We start from the raw sequence: 18,382 nt of genomic DNA, 5'->3' as shown, positions 1-18,382 counted from the left end.
GCTCAGCGCTTGCCCGCAGCCGGGGCAGGGGTCTTGGGCGAGTAGTCGCAGTACGGTGCCACCACGCATTCCCAGCAGCGTGGCTTGCGGGCCTGGCAGACGTAGCGGCCCAGCAGGATGAGCCAGTGGTGCGAGTCCACGGCATAGGCCGGGGGCACGCGCTTCATCAACTGCATCTCCACGGCCAGCGGCGTCTTGCCCGGCGCCAGGCCCGTGCGGTTGCCCACGCGGAAGATGTGCGTGTCCACGGCCATGGTGGGCTCGCCAAAGGCCACGTTGAGCACCACGTTGGCGGTCTTGCGTCCCACGCCGGGCAGGGCTTCCAGTTCCTCGCGCGTGCGCGGCACCTGGCCGCCGTGGCGCTCGACCAGGATCTGGCAGGTCTGCATCAGGTGTTTGGCCTTGCTGCGGTACAGGCCGATGGTCTTGATGTACCCCTCCAGCCCTTCAAGTCCCAGGTCCAGGATGGCCTGGGGCGTATTGGCCACGGGAAACAGCTTGCGCGTGGCCTTGTTCACGCCCACGTCCGTGGCCTGGGCCGAGAGCAGCACGGCAGACAGCAGCTCGAAGACGTTGGTGTATTCCAGCTCGGTCTGGGGCGAGGGATTGGCGGCCTTGAGCGTGGCGAAGAAGGGTTCGATGCTGGTGGTTTTCATTGTGGGGGGCGCGTATCCATCGATGTGGCGTGCATTGTCATGCAAGCGCGGGTATTTGAAAGTGCGTAACAGGCTCTAGGAATGTTCTGATTTTTCATGTCTGCCAGGGTCAGATCGTCTGGTTATGCAGATGCGGCGTTGACTGGCCAAGGCCGCATCGCAATAGTCGGCCGGATCGATTCCGCCGACACCAGACATCCAGACATCACGCCACCAGGAGGGGGGCGACCACATGGCCACTCGCAAGATATCCGTTTCTCCCGCGCTCGCATCGTCACAGGCCCTGCTGGGCAATGTACGGGACCTGATCGAGGCCGCGCGGCTTCGCGTGGCAGCCAACGTCAACAGTGAACTCACCCTGCTGTACTGGCACATCGGCCAGCACATCCATGGCCATGAATCCGAGGTGCGGCAGGCAGGCTGCAGCGATGAGGTCCTGCCGGTGCTGGCCGGGCATCTGGTCCAGGACTATGGCAGCAGCTTCTCGGAGAAGAACCTGTGGCGCATGACGCAGTTCTCCACCGCGTTTCCCGACCAGCCCCTGGTCATCTCGCCGACCCGGAAATTGAGCTGGGCGCATTTCATCGTGCTGATTGCGATCAAGGACCCGGTGCAGCGCGAGTACTACGCCAGCATGGCGAGCCTTGAGCGCTGGAGCGCACGCACGCTGCGCAGCCGCATCGACTCCCAGCTCTATGAACGCCTGGCGCTGCCCTGCGATGCCGAGGCGCTGATCGCGCAGGAGCCGGTCACGCCGCGCAGCACCGAGCGCATGTCGCCGGCGCTGTTCATGCGCGATCCCTACATCTTCGACTTTCTGGGGCTGCACGATGCCTGGCAGGAGGGCGACCTGCAGGCCGCCATCATCCGCGAGATGGAGGCCTTCCTGCTGCGGTCGGGCACGGGCTTCACCCTGGTGGCGCGGCAAATGCACATGCATGTGGATGAGCAGGACTTCCACCTCGATCTGCTGTTCTACAACCGCAAGCTGCGGCGGCTGGTGGCGGTGGAGCTGAAGGTGGGCGAATTCACGGCCGAGGACAAGGAGCAGATGGAGCAATACCTGCGCTGGCTGGACCGGCATGAGCATGAGCAGGGCGAGAACACGCCGATGGGCATGGTGCTGTGCACGGGCAACAGCTCCGAGCAGATCGAGCTGCTGGAGCTGGGACTGCGCGGCGTGCAGATGGCCGAGTACCTGCCCGGCCTGCCTGAGCGCCAGACGCTGGCACAGCGGCTGCGGCAGGCCACACGCCGGGCGCAGTGGCATTGGGCGCAGCGCCAGCTGGAAGGCGGGCAGGCCTGAGCGCCTGCCGCTGCGCTTGAGACCCGTTCCCCTTCTTCTTCTTCTTCTTCTTCTTCTTCCTTCGTTCCCCTCTCCTCTTCCTCCTACCCAGGCGGCAGCAGTTCCCGCAGGTGCTCCACAAAGGCCCGCACGCCCTTGGACAGGGTGCGTCCGGACAGCGTCTGCAGCTCGATGGCGCGCGCATTCATGCCGCGCTCGCGGATGGGCGCCGCATGCAGCTCGCCTCGGCGCACGCGCTCGCGCATGGTGACCTCACCGCCCAGCGACAGGCCGCCGCCGTGCAGCACGAAGTGCACCAGGGTCTCGAACTGGCCGCTGACCAGGGCGGGCTCGAACACCAGGCGGCGGTGGCTGCAGGCGATGTCGAACAGCTGGCGCGCGGTGTTGGCGTCCTCGGGCAGGGCAATCGCATGGGGATGCATCTGGGCCAGGGTGATGCTGGCATGCCGGGCCAGCGCATGGTCGGGCCGCATGATGGCGACCACGGGCGAGACCTGGCGGTGCCAGACCTCGATGTCACGTGCCGCCGCGCGGCTGTAGGTCAGGCCCACATCGGCCTCGCCGCCCAGCACGGCCTGGGTCACGGCGGCAGGGGCTTCCACGCGCAGGTGGAACTGCATGCCCGGGTACTGCTCGCGGAAAAGCGCTATGGCGCGTGGCAGGAATTCGATGGCAAAGCCGCCCGAGCTGCACACGCGCACCACGCCCCGGCGCAGGCCCTGCAGGGCCTCGATGTCGGAGACCACACGGTCGGCCTCCAGCGCACCGCGGCGTGCGTGGGCGGCCAGCAGCTCGCCTGCCGGGCTGGGCGCCATGCCGCGCGGGCGGCGCTCGAACAGCGGCACGCCCAGCATCTCTTCCAGTCCGGCGACCTGGCGGCTCACGGCCGAGGGCGAGACATTGAGCCGCGTGGCGGCTTCGCTGACCGAGCCGCTGCGCACCACTTCGAGAAAGTAGCGCAGGGCCGTGTCCTGTAGGCGGTTGGAAAGCATGATGGCCTGCTCATGGTTTGCGAAAAACGCAACGATAAGCCAAGAAAAAGGCGATTGTCGAAATAGTTTCGCCTGCTTATGCTGACTTCGTTCTGTCACAAAAACGAGGAAATCCATGGAGCCAAACGCAAGCATCGCAAAGCAGCAGCCGGAACTGGCCACCGGGGGTGGCAGCGTCGTGGAGATGTCGGCCGTCGCGCTGTCAAAGGCCATCCAGGGCCGCGATCTGTCCTGCGTGGAGGTGCTGGATGCCTATTGCGCGCAGATCGACCGGCTCAACCCCGTGGTCAACGCGCTGGTGTCTCCGCTGGACCGCGACTGGCTGCGCGGCCGCTCCCGCGAGCTGGACACGCTGCTGGCGCGCGGCCAGAGCCTGGGGCCGCTGCACGGCTTTCCCCAGGCACCCAAGGACATCATGCCGGCGGCCGGCATGGTGACGACCAAGGGATCGCCCATCTTCGCGGGCCAAGTCTCGCAGACCGATTGCGTGGTGTTCGAGCGCATGCGCGCAGGCGGTGCGCTGTTTGTGGCGCGCAGCAATTCGCCCGAGTTCGGCCTGGGCGGCCATACCTACAACCCGGTCTACGGGACCACGCGCAATGCCTTCGATCCTTCGCGCTCCGCTGGCGGCAGCAGCGGCGGGGCCGGCGTTGCCGTGGCGCTGCGCATGCTGCCCGTGGCCGATGGCTCGGACATGATGGGCTCGCTGCGCACGCCGGCCGCCTTCAACCATGTCTACGGACTGCGCACCTCGGTGGGCTGCGTGCCGCATGGCCCTTCGGAAGAGGTGTTCTTCCAGCAGTTCAGCGTGGCCGGCCCCATGGCGCGGGACATTCCCGACCTGGCCCTGCTGCTGTCCGTGCAGGCAGGCTTTGATGCACGCCTGCCGCTGACGCGCCGCAGCGAGCCGCCCAAGGACTGGACCGCCCACCTGGCGCGCGACTGCAAGGGCCTGCGCATCGGCTGGCTGGGGGACCTGGGCGGGCACCTGCCCACCGAGCCCGGCCTGCTGGAGACCTGCCGCGCGGCGCTGCGGCATTTCAAGACCATCGGCTGCACGGTGGAAGAGGCCGTGCCGGCCTTCGACTTCGAACGCCTGTGGCGCGCCTGGATCGACCTGCGCAGCTTCAGCGTGGCCGGTGCCAACGCCGCCCTGTACCGCGACCCGGCCACGCATGCCCTGCTCAAGCCCGAGGCCCTCTGGGAAATCGAGCGCGGCCTGGCGCTGCCGGCCATCGCGGTCTATGACGCGGCGCGTGTGCGCTCGGCCTGGTACGAAACCCTGCGCCGCCTGTTCGACAGCTACGACTTTCTGGTGCTGCCCTCCGCCCAGGTCTTCCCGTTCGATGCGGCGCTGGACTGGCCGCATGACGTGGGCGGCCGCGAGATGGACACCTACCACCGCTGGATGCAGACCGTGGTGCCCGCCACCATGGCCGGCTTGCCGGCCCTGGCCGCGCCCGCAGGCTTCGGGCCGCAGGGGCTGCCAGCCGGGCTGCAGATCATCGGCCCGGCGCAGGCCGATCTGGCCGTGCTGCAGATCGGCCATGCGTATGACCAGGCCGGCGGCTTCTCGCGCGTGCGCAGCCCGCTGCTCGACTGAAACCGCCGCATCGATTTTTCCCAGGTTCCCGTTCCCTCGTCCCCCAGGAGATCCGCGCCATGGCCTTGTCCCGTTCCCGTTTTCTGTCGTGTCTGATGGCCGGTGCCACGGCACTTGCGCTGCCCGCAGCCAAAGCCCAGCCCCAGTCCTACCCGGATCGCCCGATCAAGCTGGTCGTGCCGTTTGCGCCGGGCGGCGCCACCGACATCCTGGGCCGGCTGCTGGCCACCTCGCTGGGTGAACGGCTGGGCCAGCCCGTGGTCGTGGAAAACCGTCCCGGTGCAGGCACGGTGGTGGCGGGCGCGCTGGTGGCCAAGGCGCCGCCCGACGGCTACACGCTGCTGCTGGGCGCCAGCACCACGCTGACGCTCAACCCCGCCATCCGCAACCCGCTGCCCTATGACCCGCTGCGCAGCTTCACGCCGCTGGGGCTGGTGGCCGACATGGGCCTGGTGCTGGTGGCCCATAACGAAACGCCTGCACGCACGCTGCCCGAACTCGTGGCCCTGGCCAAGGCCGACCCCGACAAGCTGTCCTACGGCTCCTTCGGCACGGGGTCCTCGGTGCACTTTGGCGGCGAAATGCTCAAGACCGCCACGGGCATGCGCATGGTGCATGTGCCCTTCAATGGCAGCTCGCCCAGCCTCACCGCGCTGATGGGCGGCCAGGTGCAGGTGGCCGTGGACACGGTGGTGGCCACCACGCCGCTGATCAAGGCCGGCAAGATCCGTCCCATCGCAGCGCTGGGCCCGCAGCGCCTGGCCCTGCTGCCCCAGGTGCCCACCGTGGCCGAAAGCGGCTACCCGGGCTTTGCCATGGACACCTGGTTTGCCTTCCTCGCCCCGGCCGGCCTGCCCGCACCCATCCAGAAGAAGCTGGAAAAGGCGCTGGCCGACGCCATGGCCGAGCCGGCCATGAAGAAGAAGCTGGTGGACATCGGCCTGTCGCCCGCATGGGGTCCGGCCAGCGCGCTGCAGGAGCGCATAGAGCGCGAACTGCCGCAAATGCGCGCCGTGGCCGCCAGAGCCGACATCAAGGTGGATTGAACGCAGCTGCCTTCCGGGAGAGAGGGGGAAGGCGCGAATCGACTCAGGGGGCTTCTAATCGTGCAGGAAAGCTGCGGCAGGATTGGCGACAATGCAGGCTTCGCCTTTTCATTGCACCGACAAAGAGACTCCTGCCCATGCAATTCGCCGACCGTCTGAACAACGTAGAAACCTCCGCCATCCGCGAGCTGTTCAAGCTGCTGGGCAAGCCCGGCATCATCAGCTTTGCGGGTGGTTTCCCGGACAGCGCCATGTTCGACGTGGCCGGCATCAGCGCCGCCTCCCAGGCTGCGCTGCAGCAGGAGCCGGGCGCCGCGCTGCAGTACGGTGCGACCGAGGGCTACCAGCCGCTGCGCGAGCAGATCGCCGCCTTCATGGCCGCCAAGGGCGTGCGCGAGCTGGCCCCCGAGCAACTGGTGGTGACCACGGGCAGCCAGCAGGCGCTGGACCTGCTGGGCAAGACCATGATCAACCCCGGCGACAAGGTCATCGTCGAAGGCCCGACCTTCCTGGCCACCATCCAGTGCTTCCGCCTGTATGGCGCCGAAGTCATCAGCGCGCCGATCGACGCCGAAGGCGCCCAGGTCGATGCGCTGGAGCAACTCATTGCCGAGCACCGCCCCAAGCTGGTCTACCTGATCCCCACCTTCGGCAACCCCAGCGGCGCCATGCTGAGCCTGGAGCGCCGCAAGAAGGTGCTGGAGCTGGCCGTCAAGTACCAGACCCTGGTGGTGGAGGACGATCCCTACGGCGACCTGTATTTTGGCGAAGCGCCTCCGCCCAGCCTGCTGGCGCTGTCCAGCCAGGTGCCCGGCAGCCGCGACTGGCTGGCGCACTGCGGCTCGCTGAGCAAGGTGCTCAGCCCCGGCCTGCGCATTGGCTGGCTGGTGGCCCCGGCCGAGCTGCTGGGCCGCGCCGTGATGTGCAAGCAGTTCAGCGATGCCCACACCAGCACCTTTGCCCAGGCCACGGCCGCGCAGTACCTGAAGTCCGGCGCCATGCCCGCCACGCTGGCCCATGTGCGCGAGGTCTACGCGCGCCGCGCCAAGGCCATGGGCGATGCGCTGCGCGAGCACCTCGGCGATGCCGTGGAATTCCTGCAGCCCCAGGGCGGCCTGTTCCTGTGGGTGCGCCTGACCGGCAAGGGCGGCGCGCTGGCCGATGCCGGTGAGCTGGCCAAGCGGGCCATTGCCCAGGGCGTGGCCTTTGTGCCGGGTGCGCCGTTCTTTGCGCAAAACCCCGATGCCACCAGCTTCCGCCTCTCGTTCGCCACGGCTGACGAGGACAAGATCCGCGAAGGCATCGCCCGCCTGGCCCAGGCGCTCAAGGCATGAGCGTGGCTGACGACGCAGAACACGGCGGCGGGCACGCAGACGCCGATGCCCTGCAGGCGCGCGTGATGGAGCTGGAGATCAAGGCCAGCTACACCGATGACCTGCTGGAGCAGTTGAACCTGACCATCTACCGCCAGCAGCAGCAGATCGACCGGCTGCTTGACGAGCTGCGCGACCTGCGCCGCCGGGTGCCCGAAGGCGGACCCGCCGGCGGCGCGACCAATCTGCGCGACGAACTGCCCCCGCACTATTGAGTGCGCAGGGCTGCTGCGTGCGAATGCCCAGGCCAGCCCCTGCCTGGGCATTTCTTCATTCAAGCGGCTTGTTGGCCACGTGCTTCATCTTGCCCAGGAACAGGCGCAGGAAAAAGCCCGCCATGATCAGCATGAAGACGATGGCGCCCAGGCTCATCAGGCCGTAGTCGGTGGAAAAAAGATCAATCATCAGCTTCACAAGTCCTCCTGTGGTTTGTTGGTATCGGTGGGGTCCCGATCCAACTATCGCCGTGGCCTGGCGCGGAGGGCTTGTGATGGGTCAACGCGGCGGCGGGGTGGGTTTGCGGCAGCGCAAAGGGGCAAGCCCCTGCAAGCCCGGGCAAGCCCGGGAACTGGGCATGGGGTAGGAGTCGATCATCCAGGGCGAGCCAAGCCCATCACCCCCGCATGAACGGCAAGGGCACCTCCGCAGGAATCGGGCACGCATAGGGTCGGCCGCCGCGGCGCTCAAGCAGCTCCGCCTTGGCCTGGGCAATGCGTTCGGGCTGCTCCAGCAAGGCGATGGCCGTGGCCGCCAGCACCTGGGCGGCGCGCACCATGCCGGCGTGGGCCAGGCCGGACTGGCCTTGCGAGACCATCTGCCAGGAATGCAGCGGCGTGCCGAAGGCGTAGCAGGCCACCCAGGCCTGGACGGTGGGCGTGATCCAGCTCACATCGGCCACATCGGTGGAGCCGAACAGGGTGTCTTCCGCGGCAGGATCGTAGGGCGCCAGGCCTTCGAACACGGCCGGCACCTTGCCGCGCAGCACGCTGGCCAGCGGGCGGCTGACCTGGTCCACGTCGTTGCTGTCCAGCGTGGCCTGGAAGTCTCCGGCCAGGCGATGCAGGCCGGGGTCCACGTGCAGCGGGCCCAGGGCCTGCATCTGCGCATACATCACCTGGTTCAGCGTGCGGTTCTGCAGCAGGTTGGAGCAGGCCTTGTCAAAGACGATCTCCAGCCGGCAATCCGTCATCAGCGCGGCGCCGCGTGCCACGTTCTGCACGCGCTCGTACAGCGCTGCTGCCTCGTGGTTGCGCGCGGCCCGCACCAGGTACAGCACCTCGGCGCGCGCCTGGACCACGTTGGGCGACAGGCCGCCCGAGTCGGTGATGGCGTAGTGCACCCGCGCATCGGTGGGCATGTGCTCGCGCAGGTAGTTCACGCCCACGTTCATCAGCTCCACGGCGTCGAGCGCGCTGCGGCCCAGGTGCGGGGAATGCGCGGCATGCGAGGCCTTGCCGTGGAAGATGAATTTCGCCTGGATGTTGGCCAGCGTGCTCTGGCTGAACACGCCGGTGAAGCTGGCCGGGTGCCAGGTCAGCGCCGCGTCCACATCGTCGAAGACCCCGGCGCGCGCCATGAAGGTCTTGCCCGATCCGCCTTCTTCGGCCGGGCAGCCGTAGTAGCGCACGCGTGCCTTGGCGCCGCTGCGGCGCAGGTGCTCCTGCAGCGCAACGGCCGCGAAATGCGCCGAGGTGCCCAGCAGATGGTGGCCGCAGCCGTGGCCCGCCAGGCCCGGGCTGTCGGTGGAAGGCGTGCAGACCAGGGCGCCGCTTTGCTGGTTCAGGCCCGACAGCGCGTCGTACTCTCCCAGGAAGGCCAGCACCGGGCCCTCGTCGCCCCATTCGGCCAGGAAGGCCGTGGGAATGCCGGCCACGCTGCGCGTGATGCGAAACCCGGCCTGCTCCAGCGCATCGATGTGCAGCCGGGCAGAAGCGGTTTCGGCATAGCGCAGCTCGGCCAGGGACCAGATGCTGTCGGCCAGGGCCGCCATGCGCGGGGACTGCTGCTGGAAGAAGTCCTGGAGGTGCTCGACTGCGCTCATTCCGGCTTCACCCCTGCCTTGTCCAGCAGCGCCTTGTTGCGCTGCAGTTCGCTGGCGATCTGGGCCGGGAAGCGGCTCTGGTCCATCTCGGTGACCGAGGCGCCCAGCAGCTTCAGGTGCTTTTGCACCTCGGGCAGGCGCACGGCCTTCACCGACGCATCCTGCAACTGCCGGACGATGGCCGGTGGCGTGCCGGCCGGCACGACCAGCCCGAACCAACTGATGCCCAGTTCGTTGAGCTGCGCGTAGCCCAGCTCCTTGAAGGTGGGCACATCGGGCAGGTCGGGCGAGCGGCTGTCGCCCGACAGCGCCACGGGGATGAGCTTGCCGCCCTTGATCTGGGGCATGGCCGAAGGCAACTGGTCGGTCATCACCTGCACCATGCCGGCCAGGGCGTCGTTGAGCGCCGGCCCGTTGCCGCGGTAGGGCACGATCTGCACCTGGGTCTTCATGGTCTCGTTGAAGGACGCCACCATCAGATGGCCCAGCGTGCCCAGGCCCGGCACGCCCGCGCTGTAGGCGCCGGGCTGGGCGCGCAGCTTGGCCAGAAAGCCCGGGAAATCCTTGACGCCCATCTTGGGATGGACCATGTAGACCGACGGCATGGTCACCAGATTGGCCACGGGCAAAAGCCTGCCTTCCAGCTTGGCGGCGCGCGTGTACAGCGAGGGATTGATGGTGGCCGTGCTCACCGTGGCCATGCCGATGGTGTAGCCGTCAGGCGCGGCCTGGGCAATGCTTTCGGTGCCGATCAGGCCGCCAGCGCCGGCCTTGTTGTCCACCACCACGGGCTGGCCCAGCGTGCTGCGCAGGCCCTCTGCGATCACGCGCGCAACGATGTCGGTGGAGCCGCCTGCCGCAAACGGCACGATGAGCTTGACCGGCTTGTTCGGATAGGCGTCGGCCGCATGGGCCGTGGAGGCCGTGTGGGCCAGGGTGAGGCCGCACAACACGGCGGCTAGACCGGACGTGCCCAGCGAGAGCAGGGTGCTCCGCGGCAGCTGAAAGAGGGGTTTGGCTTGCATGGCATGGGTTCCATCAACGGTGGAGGAGCCGCAGGCCTGGGCCGCGCCGGCTCCCGATGCAGGCGACTATAGAAATCCTGCCGCCCGCGTGGGCCACGGTATTTGTGCCAAGCTATAAGCCGTTCCGATAGCTTGCCCTGCGCCGCCTGTGGCGCGCCGGGGCCTGCCTGGGGAAAACACTGAGACTCCCATGAGCAATGAATTCGATGACCGCGACGGCCTGGACGATGCGGCCACGCCCCAGGGGCGGCTGCTGTATTCGCGACTGACCAAGCATGTGCGCCTGCGCCAGCTGCAGCTGCTGGTGGCGCTGCAGCAATGCGGCTCGGTGGTGCAGGCCGCCGCCACGCTGCACATGAGCCAGTCGGCCGCCACCCAGGCGCTGGCCGAGATGGAGCGCGTGCTGGACATCCGCCTTTTCGAGCGCCATGCGCGGGGCATACGCCCCACGCTGGCCGGCCAGACCCTGGTGGACACGGTGCGCGGCGTGCTGGCCGCGCTGGAGGAGGTGGCGGAATCGCTGGCTGCAATTCGCCGGGGCGCGGCGGCCGCGCTGCGCCTGGGTGCCATTCCGGCGGCAGCCCTGGCCATTCTTTCGCCCCTGCTGGCGCGTTTTTATGCCGAGCACCCCGAGGTGCATGTCGATGTGCACGAAGACGCCAGCACCCGGCTGCTTTCCCAGCTGCTGGGCGGCGGGCTGGACGCGGTGTTCTGCCGCGAGCCGGCGCTGCTGCCCGGCCCCTTCGCCTTCGAGCCGCTGCTGGCCGACACGGCCGTGGTGGTGGCCGCACGCTCGCATGCACTGGCCGGGCGCCGCGACGTGCCGCTGCAGGCCTTGACCGGCGCGCGCTGGGTGCTGCCCACGGCCAACATCGCCGTGCGCGGGATTTTCGAGGCCGAGGTGCTCCAGGCGTTGCCCGATGCGCCCTGGTTTCCCGTCTCCACCGTTTCCCTGCCGATACTGGAGGGCCTGTTGAGCCAGCCCGGCGCCGTGGCCCTGGTGCCGCTGAGCATTGCGCCGGGCCTGCAGACCCATGCGCGCGTGTGCCGGCTCGATGTGCGGCTGACGGGCAGGTTGGCGCCGCTGGGCGTGGTCTGCCGGCGCGACCAGGCGCCTGCCCTGCTGACCGAGATGCTGTCGCTGTGCCGGCAGATGCTGCCAGCGCCACCGGCCCGCTGAATGCCAAAAGCTGGCGACATGGCTTCTTGCCGGCCCCGCTTGCGGCCACAATACTGTCCGCGCGAAAACACGGCAGCATGGCCGCACCAGACAACGAAAGCACGCAGAGGACCGCATGATCAATTGGTCGCTAGACGCCGATACCGTCACCCACAGCATCCAGCTGGCGCTGGCGCCGGTGTTCTTCCTGACGGCCGTGGCCGGCATGATCGGCGCCGTGGCCGGGCGGCTGGCCCGCATCATCGACCGCGCGCGCAAGCTGGAAGAACTGCTGCGCAACCCGCAGGAAGAGGACTTCATCGCGCGCAGCCTCACGGAACTGCACTTTCTGCGCAAGCGCGGCCGGCTGGCCAATGTCTGCATAGGGCTGCTGACCGTCTGCGGCTTTTGCATCGGCCTGACCATTGCCCTGCTGTTCCTGGGCGAGGCCTACGGCATCAACGGCCATGGCTATGCGGTGCTGGGCTTTCTGTTCGGCGTGCTGATGTTTCTCTCGGCCCTGGCCTGCTTTCTCTGGGAAACCATCATGGCCACCAGCCTGCTGGACTTCCACACCCTGACCCGCGTGCGTGCGGCCGTGCGCACCATACAGCGGCCGGAACGCAACGACCAGGCCCAGGCTGAGCCGTCCACCCCGGCAGACGACACCGGCCGCCAGCCCTGAGCCGGGCGCGGACGGCGCCGCCGTCGCTGTCGCCATCGTCGCCGTCGCCCATTCACTCCATCGGGTCCAGGCAGGCCGCCGCGGCCTGGATCACGCAGTCGGTCAGCCGCTGCAGGCTGGCCTGCGCATTGCGCGCATGGGCCCAGTACATGGGAATGTCCAGGTCGTTGCCGGGCAGCAGCTCCACCAGGCTGCCTTCGGCCAGTTGCGCGCCGATCATCAGCGGCGGGTGCATGCCCCAGCCCATGCCCAGCTCGCAGGCCCGCGTATAGCCCTGGTTGGAGGGAAGAAAGTGGCGCGGCGTGTTGCGCCGCCCCTCTGCGCCCAGGCGTTGCAGCCATTGGTCCTGCAGGCTGTCCTTGCGGCCGTAGCTCATCATGGGCGTGCGCGCCATGGCCTCGGGCGTGATGCCGTCCTTCAGGTAGCGGCGAATGAAGTCGGGGCTGGCGGCCGCCACGTAGCGCATGCGGCCCAGTGGCCAGGTATTGCAGCCGGGAATGGCCGATGAAGTGGCCGTGACGGCGGCCAGCACCTCGCCCTCGCGGATGCGCTTGGCCGTGTGGTCCTGGTCGTCGATGCTGATGTCCAGCAGCTCGTTGCCGTCGCGCGTGAAGGCGGACATGGCATCCATGAACCAGGTGGACAGCGAGTCGGCATTGACGGCCAGCTTGAGCGTGGGCAGGGCGGTCTGGCCCTCGGGGACCAGTTCCGGGTTCTTGCGGCGCAGATCGTTTTCGAGCAGGGCCACCTGCTCCAGGTGCAGGCACAGCCTGCGGCCCGCATCGGTGCCCGAGCAGGGCTGGCCGCGCAGTACCAGCACCTGGCCCACACGCTCCTCCAGCAGCTTGATGCGCTGGGAAACGGCCGAGGGCGTGACATGCAGCTTGCGTGCCGCGCGCTCGAAGCTGCCTTCGCGCACCACGGCCGCCAGGGCTTCGAGTCCGGCGTAGTCGAGCATTTAGATATTCTTCATTTGGTTGAGTAAATGTAATTTTACTTAACCATTTGCCGGCCAGACAATCCCGGCCATGTGGACTGCAAATGTTTCTTCTTCCTGGCTGGCGGGCTTCACGGTCTGCCTGTCTCTCATCGTCTCCATCGGCGCCCAGAACCTCTATGTGCTGCGCCAGGCCGTTCAAGGCCAGCATGTGCGCGCGTGCGTGGCCTGGTGCGTGGTGAGCGACGTGGTGCTCATCGGCCTGGGCGTGGCGGGCATGGCCCGGCTGCTGGGCGACAACCCCGACCTGGCCCGCTACCTGACGCTGGGCGGCGCCCTGTTCCTGCTGGCCTATGGGCTGATCGCGCTGTGGCGCATGGCCATGGCGCCCGATGCGCAACTGGCGGCATCGGGCGGGCAACTGGCCCCGCGTGGCCTGCTGGGCGTGGTCTCCACGCTGGCCGTGATCACCCTGTTCAACCCCCATGTCTATCTGGACACGGTGCTGCTCATGGGCTCCATCGGCGCGCGCCAGGAAGGCGTGCTCAAGTGGGTCTATGTGGTGGGCGCAGCATCGGCCAGCCTGTCGTGGTTCGTGGCGCTGGCCTTTGCGGGCCGCCGCATGAAGCGCCTGTTCGAGAAGCCGCAGGCCTGGCGCGTTCTCGATGGCCTCACGGGCGTGATGATGCTGGCGCTGGCCTGGTGGGTGGCTGGCAGCGCGTTGGCACCGGCAGTTGGCTGACGGCGCAGATCAGTCTGCGGCCGGGGCTTGCTCGCCGGGCGCCCAGGTGCCCACGGCCTCGATGAGGTTCCAGCTGTTGCATTCGATGCAGTAGTGGCCCGTGGCGCCGGTCTTCTGGCTGGTCGCCTCGATGACGACCTTGTGGCCATGGCGCTGGGCCTCGGACAAGGGCTGGATCTTGTCGTAGTTGTATTGCTCGGCCAGGTCGCCCCGGAAGGAAATGGTGATGCGCTCGCGCTTGGAATAGTAGTCACGCTCGTACTTGTCGAGGGTGCGTGTGGCGACGAGGCGGGCCATGCTGTCCGGTGAAGGTGCGCTCAAAGCAGTCTCCTGGTGTATGTCTAGGTTGTGTCAACTTGTTTCATTGTCGGGCTTGTGTTCTGCCATCGGCAACTGCAGCCCGGTCTTGATGCGTTCCAGAGCGATCGAGGTGGTGTAGCGCCGGATGTTGTCGTCTCCGGAGAACAGCCGCGCCGCCAGCGCCTGGTACTCCTGCATATCGGCAGCCGTGACGATCAATGAATAGTCGGCTTCCCCGGTCACGTAGTAACACTGCTGCACGGCGGGCTCGCGCGCCACGCGCGCGCGAAAGGCCAGGGACAGGTCCGGGCGCTCGTTGGCCAGCTGCACGTTGATGAGCACGGTGAGCGGGCGCCCCGTGCGCACGGGATCGACCACGGCCACGTTGGCCGTGATCACGCCCAGCTCCTGCAGGCGCCGTATGCGCCGCTGCACGGCCGGTGCCGAAAGGTGGACCCGCTCGGCAATGAGGCGCTGCGGCGTGAGGTTGTCGCGCTGGAGCACGTCGAGGATGGCGCGGTCAAAAGTATCGAGTGCGATGGCGGGCATGGGGGGAGGGGCGGAAAACGGGGGCGAGGCGGTTGGAAAGAGCGAATATTGCGCGAAGAGGCCCCAAAACGAGCCTTTTGCATCGCTGGCCTGCAATATCGTACGGGCCATGACAACAAACACCACATGGAACCGCGCCTGGCCCCTGCTGGCCGTGCTGGGCTCGGTCACGGCACTGGGCGTGGGCACTTCTCTTGCCAAGCAGCTTTTTCCGGTGCTGGGCGCCCAGGGCACTTCGGCATTGCGCGTGGGCTTTGCCGCGCTGATCCTGGTGGCCATCTGGCGGCCCTGGCGCTGGACGCTGGCCCGCCCCCAGGCCTGGGCGCTGCTGCGTTTCGGCGTGGCGCTGGGCGCCATGAACCTGCTGTTCTACATGGCGCTGCGCACCATTCCCTTTGGCCTGGCCGTGGCCATCGAATTCTCCGGTCCGCTGGCCGTGGCCATCTACCACTCGCGCCGGCCGGTGGACTTTGTCTGGCTGGCGCTGGCCGTGGCGGGGCTGGCCCTGATTTTGCCGATAGGGGGCGCCGGCGCGGGCGGATTGGTGCTGGAGCCCGTGGGCATTGCCTGCGCCGTGGGCGCTGCCATCTGCTGGGCGCTGTACATCCTGCTGGGGCAGCGCCTGGGCAGCATTCCCAGCGGCCAGGCCGTGTCGCTGGGCCTGGTGTTCGCCGCCATGGTGGTGGTGCCCTTCGGTGTGGCCGAGGCGGGGGCCAAGCTGCTGCAGCCGTCCATCCTGGCCTTCGGCCTGGTGGTGGCGGCCATCTCCAGCGCCTTGCCGTATACGCTGGAGATGATGGCCCTGCGCCGCCTGCCACCGGCCACCTTCGGCATCGCCCTGGCCACGGAGCCTGCGATTGCCGCCCTCATGGGCATGCTGCTGCTGCATGAGCACCTGGTGGGGACCCAGTGGCTGGCCATCGCCTGCATCATGGGCGCGGCCATGGGCAGCGCCATCACGCGGCCCGCTGCGGCGGCCAAGGCGCCGGCCGAGGTGACGCCTGCAGGTTGAGTGGCGATACCAGGGAAGGGGAATGAAAAAAGCGCTGCCGAGGCAGCGCTTTTTTTGCGGGGACAGGATGCAGCCGAGCGGCTGCATTCCCTGCGCCTCAGAACGCAGGAACGACAGCGCCCTTGTACTTCTCGAGGATGAACTTCTTCACGTCGGGCGTGTGCAGCGCGTTCATCAGCTTGGCGATGTTGGGATCGTTGGCACGGTCCTGGCGCGAGACCACGATGTTGGTGTAGGGCGAATCGGAGCCTTCGATGAACAGCGCATCCTTGGTGGGATTGAGCTTGGCCTCGATGGCGTAGTTGGTGTTGATCAGGGCCAGGTCCACGTCAGCCAGCGCGCGTGGCAGCAGCGGGGCTTCGAGTTCCTTGAACTTGAGCTTCTTGGGGTTCTTGGCCACGTCCAGCGGCGTGGGGGTCAGGCTCTTGGGGTCCTTGAGCTCGATCAGGCCCTGCTTGGCCAGCAGGATCAGGGCGCGGCCGCCGTTGGAGGGGTCGTTCGGGATGGCGATGGTGGCGCCGTCCTTCAGATCCTTCACGTTCTTGATCTTCTGCGAGTAACCGCCGAAGGGCTCCACGTGGACCTTGCCATTGGGCACGGCCACCAGCGAGGTCTTGCGGTCCTTGTTGTAGCTGTCCAGGTAGGGCTGGTGCTGGAAGAAGTTCACGTCCAGCTGCTTGTCCTCGACGGCCGCATTGGGCTGCACGTAGTCGCTGAATTCCTTGATCTGCAGGTCGATGCCCTGGGCCTTGAGGGCCGGCTTCACATGGTTGAGGATTTCTGCATGGGGCACGGCGGTGGCGCCGACCTTGAGCACGTCGGCGGCCTGGGCCGTCAGGGCCAGCGTGGCAATCGCGATTGCGGAGAGGGCTTTCTTCAACATGACCGGAGGACTTTCTTCAACGGGTTGCAAAAACGCCGCAGGCCCGGTGGAGTGGTTCTGTATCGGGCGGTACGGCAGGCAGACGCATAGTCTAGTGCGGCGCCAGCGGCCGCAATGAACAATTTTGCTATTTGGTTATAAGGCTGTGGCTTTTTATGCGGATTCTTGCGATGCCGCAGCGCGTACCATCGCCGCCATGGACTCCGAAATGCTGCAAAAGCTGGTGCAGGTGCACATGCCCTATGGCAAGTACAAGGGCCGGCTGATCGCCGACCTGCCCGGCAACTATCTGAACTGGTTCGCACGTGAAGGCTTCCCCAAGGGAGAGCTGGGCCAGTTGCTGGCGCTGATGCAGGAGCTGGACCACAACGGCCTGTCGCACCTGCTGCAGCCGCTGCGCGCCGGGCCGCGCTGAAGCGGCCGCCCTATAAAGCAAAAGGCCGCGACGGGCGCGGCCTTTTCGGGGAAAAACGCAGGCGGCTTACTTGGCGGCGGCGCGGGCGGCTTCTGCCTTGGCCTTGGCTTCGTCGGCCTTGCGCTGCAGCTCGGCTGCCTCGGTTTCAGCGGCCTTGGCCTTGGCTTCGGCTTCCTTGGCGGCTGCATCCTTTTCAGGGGTCATGGCGCCGGCCAGCGCATTGCCGGCCATGGAGCCGGCCACGGCGCCCACGGCAGCGGCGCCCAGCGTGCCCATCATGCCGGAGCCGCGTGCTGCGGGAGCGGCAGCCGCGCCAGGTGCAGCAGCAGCGGGGGCTGCCCCGGCCGCAGGTGCAGCAGCGGGGGCTGCCCCAGCGGTCGGGGCTGCAGGTGCGGCCGGTGCGGCGGGGGTGGACGGAGTCGCCGCCTTGCTGGCGGTGGGCGCCGCAGGCGCTGCGGGCTGAGCGGGGGCCTTGCCGATCGACGCCGGGCGCACGGACTTGCCGCCGCTGCCCATGCGCTTGGCCTGGGCCAGCGTGGGCACGGTCAGCGATGCAATGGCCAGGGCGATCACGGAGGCAGTGGCGCGGAACGAAGTCTTCACGGAGTTTTTTCCAATCATGGTGGTCATGTACACGGTCGGCGCAGGCGGGCCCGCGCCGGTCGGCGCGCCACAGGCCGCCCGTATGCGGGCAGGCCTGCGGCCTTGTGTGTCGCATGGGGATGGGGGAGGAGATTCCAAGCACCGGCGCGCGGATGCGCCGGCGTGCAGCCTGCTGTTGTAGGTGGGCCACCCGGCGCTGGGGCGGTGGCCTATGGGGCTGCGTGAAGCATTGTAGAAAAGACTGGGGCTTGCCGGAAAAGCAAGCCCACAGAACATTCTCAGCTATTGATTGCGGAGCGGCGCAGCGGCCTGCGCGCGCCGCTGCCACCCGTTTTCAGCGCAGGACTTCCAGCAGGCGGTCCAGGCCGCCTTCGGTGATGGAGACCTTGGCTTCGTTGCGCACGCGCGGCTTGGCGTGGTAGGCCACGGACAGGCCTGCGACCTGCATCATAGGAATATCGTTGCTGCCGTCGCCCACGGCGATGCACTGGTCGGGGCGAATGCCCAGCAGCGAGGCGACTTCCAGCAGGGTGCGGCGCTTTTCGGCGCCGTCGCAGATGTCGCCCCAGGGCTGCTCGATCAGGCCGCCGGTCAGCGCGCCGTCACGCATCTCCAGCACGTTGGCACGCACGAAGTCGATGCCCAGCATGCCGCGCACATGTTCGGCAAAGTAGGTGAAGCCGCCCGAGACCAGCAGCACCTTCAGGCCCGCAGCCTGGGCTGCGCGCACCAGGGTTTCGGCGCCCGGGGAGAGCTTCAGGCGCTCGGCCAGCACGCGGGCCATGTCGGCCTCGGTCACGCCGACGAGCTTGCCCACGCGCTGGCGCAGGCTGTCCTTGAAGTCGGTGATCTCGCCGCGCATGGTGGCTTCGGTGATGGCCGAGACCTCGGCCTTCTTGCCGGTGGCGTCGGCGATCTCGTCGATGCACTCGATGGTGATCAGCGTCGAGTCCATGTCGAACGCGATGAGCTTGTAGTCGGCCAGCTTCAGCGGAGGCTGGATGCCGCGGATCAGCAGTCCGGGCGCGAATTCGGTGACATCGGTCATGGGTGGG

21 protein-coding genes are annotated in these 18,382 nt (G+C 67.7%); 10 read left to right on the top strand and 11 right to left on the bottom strand.

The genetic code is table 11. The features are described from left to right. Positions 1-2 precede the first annotated feature (2 nt). Complete coding sequence (gene nth, locus IB269_RS20000; RefSeq protein ID WP_043819386.1) at positions 3-656, bottom strand: endonuclease III; 654 nt, start codon at positions 654-656, stop codon at positions 3-5. Between the two features lie 232 nt (positions 657-888). On the opposite strand from nth, the gene IB269_RS19995 reads away from it, so the two are divergent. After that, positions 889-1,962, top strand: coding sequence for a PDDEXK nuclease domain-containing protein (locus IB269_RS19995; protein WP_192368073.1), 1,074 nt, complete (start codon positions 889-891; stop codon positions 1,960-1,962). Positions 1,963-2,045: 83 nt separating this feature from the next. On the opposite strand, the gene IB269_RS19990 is transcribed toward IB269_RS19995, so the two are convergent. Beyond that, positions 2,046-2,954 carry a LysR family transcriptional regulator gene (locus IB269_RS19990; protein ID WP_192368072.1) on the bottom strand — a complete coding sequence of 303 codons (909 nt, stop codon included), beginning with the start codon at positions 2,952-2,954 and terminating at the stop codon, positions 2,046-2,048. 115 nt (positions 2,955-3,069) lie between these two features. Between IB269_RS19990 and IB269_RS19985 the strand changes: the two genes are divergently transcribed. The 4 genes from IB269_RS19985 to IB269_RS19970 all read left to right on the top strand — a co-directional run bounded on the left by IB269_RS19985 (position 3,070) and on the right by IB269_RS19970 (position 7,191). Next, the gene (locus IB269_RS19985; protein WP_192368071.1) at positions 3,070-4,557 is read left to right on the top strand and encodes an amidase; all 1,488 of its coding nucleotides are present in this window, start codon (positions 3,070-3,072) and stop codon (positions 4,555-4,557) included. Between the two features lie 59 nt (positions 4,558-4,616). Next, the gene (locus IB269_RS19980) at positions 4,617-5,603 is read left to right on the top strand and encodes a Bug family tripartite tricarboxylate transporter substrate binding protein (protein ID WP_065346291.1); all 987 of its coding nucleotides are present in this window, start codon (positions 4,617-4,619) and stop codon (positions 5,601-5,603) included. 137 nt (positions 5,604-5,740) lie between these two features. Continuing rightward, the gene (locus IB269_RS19975) at positions 5,741-6,937 is read left to right on the top strand and encodes a PLP-dependent aminotransferase family protein (protein ID WP_012204677.1); all 1,197 of its coding nucleotides are present in this window, start codon (positions 5,741-5,743) and stop codon (positions 6,935-6,937) included. Further along, positions 6,934-7,191: a SlyX family protein gene (locus IB269_RS19970; RefSeq protein ID WP_123691880.1), complete on the top strand. Its 258-nt coding sequence runs from the start codon at positions 6,934-6,936 to the stop codon at positions 7,189-7,191. The genes IB269_RS19975 and IB269_RS19970 overlap by 4 nt, the downstream gene beginning before the upstream one ends. A 55-nt stretch (positions 7,192-7,246) precedes the next feature. Here the strand turns inward: IB269_RS19970 and IB269_RS19965 are convergent, their stop codons facing one another. From IB269_RS19965 to IB269_RS19955, 3 genes are all read right to left on the bottom strand, one after another. Further along, a complete protein-coding gene (locus tag IB269_RS19965) occupies positions 7,247-7,381 on the bottom strand; it encodes a DUF3149 domain-containing protein (protein WP_012204679.1) in 135 nt (44 codons plus the stop codon). A 208-nt stretch (positions 7,382-7,589) separates the two neighbouring features. Continuing rightward, a complete protein-coding gene (locus tag IB269_RS19960; RefSeq protein WP_192368070.1) occupies positions 7,590-9,017 on the bottom strand; it encodes a M20 family metallopeptidase in 1,428 nt (475 codons plus the stop codon). After that, positions 9,014-10,042: a tripartite tricarboxylate transporter substrate binding protein BugE gene (locus IB269_RS19955; RefSeq protein WP_192368069.1), complete on the bottom strand. Its 1,029-nt coding sequence runs from the start codon at positions 10,040-10,042 to the stop codon at positions 9,014-9,016. Before IB269_RS19955 ends, IB269_RS19960 begins: the two co-directional genes overlap by 4 nt. Before the next feature lie 190 nt (positions 10,043-10,232). Between IB269_RS19955 and IB269_RS19950 the strand changes: the two genes are divergently transcribed. Next, positions 10,233-11,222 (top strand): LysR family transcriptional regulator, encoded by a 990-nt coding sequence (locus tag IB269_RS19950; protein ID WP_192368068.1) that lies wholly within the window; start codon positions 10,233-10,235, stop codon positions 11,220-11,222. Between the two features lie 115 nt (positions 11,223-11,337). After that, a complete protein-coding gene (locus IB269_RS19945; RefSeq protein ID WP_013803179.1) occupies positions 11,338-11,886 on the top strand; it encodes a DUF2721 domain-containing protein in 549 nt (182 codons plus the stop codon). A 52-nt stretch (positions 11,887-11,938) separates the two neighbouring features. Here IB269_RS19945 and IB269_RS19940 read toward each other — a convergent pair whose 3' ends face one another. Beyond that, positions 11,939-12,844, bottom strand: a complete 906-nt coding sequence (locus IB269_RS19940) for an HTH-type transcriptional regulator ArgP (protein WP_012204684.1) — start codon at positions 12,842-12,844, stop codon at positions 11,939-11,941. A 70-nt stretch (positions 12,845-12,914) separates the two neighbouring features. Between IB269_RS19940 and IB269_RS19935 the strand changes: the two genes are divergently transcribed. Next, the gene (locus IB269_RS19935) at positions 12,915-13,565 is read left to right on the top strand and encodes a LysE/ArgO family amino acid transporter (protein ID WP_012204685.1); all 651 of its coding nucleotides are present in this window, start codon (positions 12,915-12,917) and stop codon (positions 13,563-13,565) included. Between the two features lie 9 nt (positions 13,566-13,574). Here IB269_RS19935 and IB269_RS19930 read toward each other — a convergent pair whose 3' ends face one another. Together IB269_RS19930 and IB269_RS19925 are read right to left on the bottom strand one after the other, a co-directional pair. After that, complete coding sequence (locus tag IB269_RS19930) at positions 13,575-13,886, bottom strand: hypothetical protein (RefSeq protein WP_192368067.1); 312 nt, start codon at positions 13,884-13,886, stop codon at positions 13,575-13,577. Between the two features lie 30 nt (positions 13,887-13,916). Next, positions 13,917-14,414: an Lrp/AsnC family transcriptional regulator gene (locus IB269_RS19925; protein ID WP_180317537.1), complete on the bottom strand. Its 498-nt coding sequence runs from the start codon at positions 14,412-14,414 to the stop codon at positions 13,917-13,919. Between the two features lie 109 nt (positions 14,415-14,523). On the opposite strand from IB269_RS19925, the gene IB269_RS19920 reads away from it, so the two are divergent. Beyond that, the gene (locus IB269_RS19920; RefSeq protein ID WP_034391880.1) at positions 14,524-15,426 is read left to right on the top strand and encodes an EamA family transporter; all 903 of its coding nucleotides are present in this window, start codon (positions 14,524-14,526) and stop codon (positions 15,424-15,426) included. 97 nt (positions 15,427-15,523) lie between these two features. Here IB269_RS19920 and IB269_RS19915 read toward each other — a convergent pair whose 3' ends face one another. Continuing rightward, a complete protein-coding gene (locus IB269_RS19915; RefSeq protein ID WP_034391882.1) occupies positions 15,524-16,309 on the bottom strand; it encodes a MetQ/NlpA family ABC transporter substrate-binding protein in 786 nt (261 codons plus the stop codon). 196 nt (positions 16,310-16,505) lie between these two features. Here IB269_RS19915 and IB269_RS19910 point away from each other — a divergent pair, with 196 nt between their 5' ends. Beyond that, positions 16,506-16,724: a DUF3820 family protein gene (locus IB269_RS19910; RefSeq protein WP_063326593.1), complete on the top strand. Its 219-nt coding sequence runs from the start codon at positions 16,506-16,508 to the stop codon at positions 16,722-16,724. Between the two features lie 66 nt (positions 16,725-16,790). Here the strand turns inward: IB269_RS19910 and IB269_RS19905 are convergent, their stop codons facing one another. Continuing rightward, positions 16,791-17,354: a hypothetical protein gene (locus tag IB269_RS19905; protein ID WP_043819363.1), complete on the bottom strand. Its 564-nt coding sequence runs from the start codon at positions 17,352-17,354 to the stop codon at positions 16,791-16,793. Positions 17,355-17,661: 307 nt separating this feature from the next. After that, positions 17,662-18,375, bottom strand: coding sequence for a phosphoserine phosphatase SerB (gene serB, locus IB269_RS19900; protein ID WP_012204694.1), 714 nt, complete (start codon positions 18,373-18,375; stop codon positions 17,662-17,664). Between the last annotated feature and the right edge of the window lie 7 nt (positions 18,376-18,382).

This window comes from Delftia sp. DLF01 (assembly GCF_014852125.1).
Taxonomy (GTDB): Bacteria; Pseudomonadota; Gammaproteobacteria; order Burkholderiales; family Burkholderiaceae_C; genus Comamonas; species Comamonas acidovorans.
The sequence above is the reverse complement of the archived record's forward strand: the minus strand, read 5'-3'. Positions and strand labels throughout refer to the sequence as shown.